Annotated in this window: 2 protein-coding genes; both read right to left on the bottom strand. The window is 72.3% G+C overall.

Annotated elements, in window-relative coordinates:
• On the bottom strand, positions 1-994 hold a 994-nt coding region (locus ACFPZL_RS11755), incomplete at its 3' end, for a pyridoxal phosphate-dependent aminotransferase (protein WP_382335541.1).
• Positions 995-1046: 52 nt separating this feature from the next.
• Positions 1047-3023 (bottom strand): DEAD/DEAH box helicase (locus ACFPZL_RS11750; protein ID WP_382335539.1); only part of this gene is annotated, 1977 nt, incomplete at its 5' end.

Below are 3023 nucleotides of genomic sequence, written 5' to 3'. Positions count from 1 at the left end.
CGCCGCCGTGGCGCTCGAGCTGCGGCCCGAGCTCCGAGTAGTAGTAGAACGCCCCGTCGCTCGGCGCCGCGGTCCCCCAGTCGAGGGCGGGCGCGGCGTCCAGGATCAGCGCCCGGGCGCGCGCGAAGCCTTCGACGACGGCGTCGCGCTCGGCGTACGTCTCGGGGGTGAAGGCGTTCATCGCGAGTTCTTGCGCGGGGGCCGGGGGCGAGAGCGCGAAGTTGGAGGCGAGCGCCTCGAACGGGGCGACGAGCGCCGGCGGCAGAATCGCCCAGCCGAGCCGCCACCCGGTCATTCCCCAGTACTTCGAGAACGAGTTGATGACGATCGCCTCGGGGTCGAGTTCGACGGCGGAGACGCCGCGCGGGTCGGGGTCGCCGGGCTGCGGGAAGGTGATCCCGTGGTAGATCTCGTCGCTGATGAGCCGGGTACCGCGGGCACGGCACCAGTCGGCGAGGGCTGCGAGCTCGGCCCGGCCGAGCATGGTGCCGGTCGGATTCGCGGGCGACGCGATGATGAGGCCGGCCAGCTCGCCGTGTTCGGCGACCGCGGCGTCGAGGAGTGCGGGTGTCGGCTGGTAGCGCGTCTCGACACCGGTCGGGATCTCCACGACCTGCACCCCGAGCGCGGCGAGAATGTTCCGGTAGGCCGGGTAGCCGGGGCTCGCGAGCGCGACGCGGTCTCCCGGGTCGAACGCCGCGAGGAACACGAGCTGGAACGCGCCGGACGAGCCGGTCGTGACGGCCACGGTCCCGGGGTCGACGTCGACGCCGTACCACGCGCGGTAGTGTCCGGCGATCGCCTCCCGCAGCGGCGTCGTGCCGAGGGGACCGGTGTAGCCGGCGGGCTTCAGCGTGCCCGGGACGGGGCGCGCGCTCGGTTCACCCGCGCACAGCGAGACCACGTCGTGGCCTGCCAGCCGTCGACGGGCGATCTCGTCGGTGATGCTCATCACCTGGAACGCGGGTACGTGCGAACGCTTCGAGGGCTTCATGGGACCTACGCTATCCGTTCGCCGTTCGCGCCGCGCCCGGGCGCGGGCGCCCTCATGCCGCTCGCGTTCCGCGCTCGGTGAGCCGGAGGTAGCCGCTCAGCGCGGCGACGCCCTCGGAGGTGCTGGGGAGGCCCTGGCCGAGGCGGGTGGACGAGACGAGGTGCGCGGCCCATTGCGCCCGACTGATCGCCACGTTCAACCGGTTGCGCATGAGGAGGAACTCGAGCCCGCGCGGTACGTCGTCGGCGCTCGAGGCCGCGAGCGTGACTATGGCGATCGCGGCCTCCTGGCCCTGGAACTTGTCGACGGTGCCGACGCGTATCCCCTCGAGGCCTGCGGCAATCAGAGCCTCCGCGACGCATTCGACCTGGGCGTTGTACGGGGCGACGACGATGACGTCCTCGGAACCCAGCGCACGCGGCGCTTCTCCGGGTTCGTGGAGCGTACCCGAGAGCGACGCACGTGCGATCCTCACCACTTCGGCGGCCTCCTCGACCGAGCTGGTGGAGTTGCCGAAGTGCTCGACCGCGTGCCAGACGAGGCCCGCCGCTCCCGCGCCGTCGACCTCGCGCAGTTCGGCCGTGGTATGGGTGTGCAGGCGCCCCTCGTAGGAGAGCTCGGAGACGACGTCGGCGAGCTCGGTGCGCATGCGCCGTGTCTCTGCGAGGAAGTAGCCGGCGCTCTCGGGGAGGGTGTCGTGCTCGCCGAGCAGCCAGCCGAGCGCGGAGGTGTCGACCGGTTCCGGGTGCGAGCCCTGGGAGACCTGGGGCAGCTGCTGCGGGTCCCCGAGCAGCAGCAGGCGTTCCGCCGCGACGGATGCGGCGATCGTCGGCGCCAGCGAGAACTGCCCGGCCTCGTCGATCACCAGGAGGTCGAGGCTCTTGCGCGCCACCCTGGCCGGGTTGGCGAAGTCCCAGGCGGTGCCGCCGATGACTGCGCCGCGGCCTGCCTGGCGGTGCCCGTGCATGAAGGCATCGTGCCCGTTGGGGCGCAGCACGGTGTACCCGGGCAGCGGTGCGCCCGGGTCGAGTCGGCCGCCCTGCGGCACCTTGCCCGCCCGTGCGGGGTCGAGGCCGGCGCTGATGACGCCCTCGAGCACGTTTTCGACGACCTTGTGCGACTGCGCCACGATGCCGATGCGCCAGCCGTCCCGTTCCACGAGGGTGCGGATCACTCGAGCGGCGAGGTAGGTCTTGCCGGTGCCGGGCGGGCCCTGCACGGCGAGCGCGGATCGATGCAGACCGCGCAGGGACGCGACGACGGCCCCGATCGTCCGATGGTCCTCAGCACCGTCCGCTGCGGCGAGCGCTTCGGCGGACCCGGGATCCACGAGGGGAGCTCCGCCCACCAGTCTCGGCGGCACGCGTCGCATGATGTCGACGACGGGGTCGGCTGGGAAGTGCCCCTGATCGAGCGCAGCGGCGAGCTCCCGGCCCCACTCCTCGATGGCCTGCTTCTGGGCACCGGGGCGCGGCGGCGGACCGGGGGTCAGCGCGACGGGCAGTCGTCCGTACTCGGGAAGGTCGTCCGATCGGGTCTCCTCGATCGTGACACCGTCGTCGTGGAGCTCGAGGATCTTCACCAGCATCGCGCCCCGCGCTCCCGGTGCGGCACCCCGCTGCGGCCCGAAGGGCGGCGGATAGTCGTAGGCCAGGTAGACATCTCCGCCCTCCTTGAGCGAGCTGCCCGGCGCGATGCCGCCCCGCAGCCTGAGTCTGCGCCGGTGCTTCCGCTGCCGCCCCACGGGCGCCTGCCAGTCCTCCTCGACCTCGCTCTTCTCGGCGTCCACGACCATCACGTCGCGCGTGTCCGCCCAATCCTCTATCGGGTCGATGAGCCGCGCGTAGTGCGCCCACCAGAAGGACTTCTGCTCCCGCTCGTAGTAGTCGATCGCGCTCCCGGCGAGCGCGGCGGCGCGGCGGTCGCGCGGATCGGAGGCCAGACTCGCGTGCCTGGCGAGCGCCGTGGCGACGGAGCTCGGTACTGACGGGATCACGGTCAACGCCGTGAGCCCGCACGGTATTGTGAC

It is taken from the genome of Leucobacter soli, from assembly GCF_042659205.1.
GTDB lineage: Bacteria > Actinomycetota > Actinomycetes > Actinomycetales > Microbacteriaceae > Leucobacter > Leucobacter soli.
Note: the sequence above shows the minus strand (reverse complement) of the source record. Positions and strands in the feature narration are given on the sequence as shown.